Annotated in this window: 2 protein-coding genes; one reads left to right on the plus strand and one right to left on the minus strand. The window is 68.6% G+C overall.

What is annotated here, in order from left to right; genetic code table 11:
• Positions 1-262 precede the first annotated feature (262 nt).
• Entirely contained in the window at positions 263-1,582 is a 1,320-nt protein-coding gene (locus WBL06_RS11180) for an IS256 family transposase (RefSeq protein WP_424456082.1), read from the minus strand.
• Positions 1,583-1,602: 20 nt separating this feature from the next.
• Between WBL06_RS11180 and WBL06_RS11185 the strand changes: the two genes are divergently transcribed.
• The coding region (locus WBL06_RS11185; RefSeq protein ID WP_424456083.1) for a hypothetical protein at positions 1,603-1,786 on the plus strand (184 nt) is incomplete at its 3' end.

Consider the following 1,786-nt stretch of genomic DNA (forward strand, 5'->3'; position numbering starts at 1 on the left):
CTTCTCGTTCGTCTGTCCGAGAACAGTCGCAAGAACCATCGCACGGCGAGCCCAGGACCGTTCCGGCCAATCTCGGCCGATGAGTCCCGTCTCTCTCGAGACTCCGGGCCATGATCGCCGCGTCAACTCGGACGACCGGGGAGCATGACGCCGGTCTCGATGAGCTGAGCGCGGTCGGGGCAGCCGAGCTTGCGGAGGATGTGACGGACGTGGAGGATGTCCGGATTGTCGTGGAACTTGGGCGGCGATCCCCGCTTGACGATCAGACAGTAACGAGATCGGCGGCTTTCTTTCGGTCGAGGGTCGGCGGGGCAGCGAGCAGGGTGTGACGTTCGATCGCGATGACGAGCTGGGCGAGGTCGCGGTAGCCGATGATGCGTCGGAACTGCTGCTCGGCGACGAGCATGCCGGCGGCGGTCCAGCGTCTGCGCATGTCGCCGTCGTGCCAGCGCTTCACGTTGCGCTGGGTGTAGCGGACGATCTCGAGCATGCTCTCGCACGGGTTCGTTGAGCAGAGCGTCTTGACGAGCTGCCCGGTGATTCCGAGTCGCATCAGCGTCAGCGTGTCGTCGAGGCCTTCGCGAAGCGATCGGGCTGCGTCGGGCCAGCTGCGGTCGAGCTCGGCGGCGAGCAGCTCGAGCCGCTGGCGGGCGAGCTCGGGGTCGGTGAGCGACCACGTCGCGCGCATCCGGGCGCGGACCTGGTCGCGGTCGCGCTCGGGCAGCAGGTCGGTGACGTTTCTCTCTTTGTGCCGGTGGCAGCGGTGCACGAGCGCGTGCTCGCCGAAGACGTCCTTGATCGCCCGCCTGAGCGCCTTTGAGCCGTCGATCACGAACAGGATCGCCTGCTCGGGATCGAGGCCGCGGTCGACCAGGTCGGCGAGCAGCGTCCTAGCCAGCGTCGCGTTCTCGGTCGAGCCCTCCCAGAGCCCGAGCGGGATCTTGACGCCGTCGGTCGTGATCCCGAGCGCGACCACGTGGGTGCGCTCGGCGATCTCGATCCCGTCGAGCATCATCACCGCGAGACGGACGTCGTCTAGCCGGCGCGACATCAGCTCCTCGAGCGCAGTCGTGGTGCGCTCGACGAACATCTCCGACACCGACGTCTTCGACGTCGAGCTGCTCTCGGCCTCGAGGTCAGCGCCGACGGGCTCGCCGACGCGGGCGAAGCGGCGCGTCGAGACACCGGCGAGCATGCGGTCCATCACCGCCCTGGTCAGCGGGTCGCGGTCGGCGAAGTACTCGTACGTCTCGACGGGCAGCTCGCGCTTGTCGTCGGCCGAGCGGATCCGCGGCCGCCGCACCTGCACGCGCCGGCCGCCGAGCGTCATCGACCCGCCCTCGTGGCCGTGACGCTTCGCCGTGCGATCCGCGTTGTGCTTGCCCTTGGGGCCGACGACCTCGTCGACCTCGAGCTCCATCAGCTCGTGCACGACACCCAGCCCGACGCCGACGCTGAGGGCGAGCAGCCCCTCCCTCGCCGCCCCGACCAGCTCACCGAGCGCCTCCTGGATCTGCGGCGGCAACGCGCTCTCAGCCGCGGCCACGGTCGTGACGACCGTCGGCCCGGATACCTTCTTCATGGCGGTTCCTCCTGTCTCGAATGGACTTCACTCGCCCAAAACGCTGCCCACGGCAACGGACGAGGCGGGAGGACCGCCGCTCAAACTTCTACGAGATCTCGGACAACCTCCTGGAGCGGGCCGGCTGGCTCTACTCGATCGGCGTGCGCATGACCAAACCCGTCGCCGCCGTGGTCGCCGAGATCGCCGAGCATGCCTGGCAGC

This window comes from Pseudolysinimonas sp. (assembly GCF_049651805.1).
GTDB lineage: Bacteria > Actinomycetota > Actinomycetes > Actinomycetales > Microbacteriaceae > Pseudolysinimonas_A.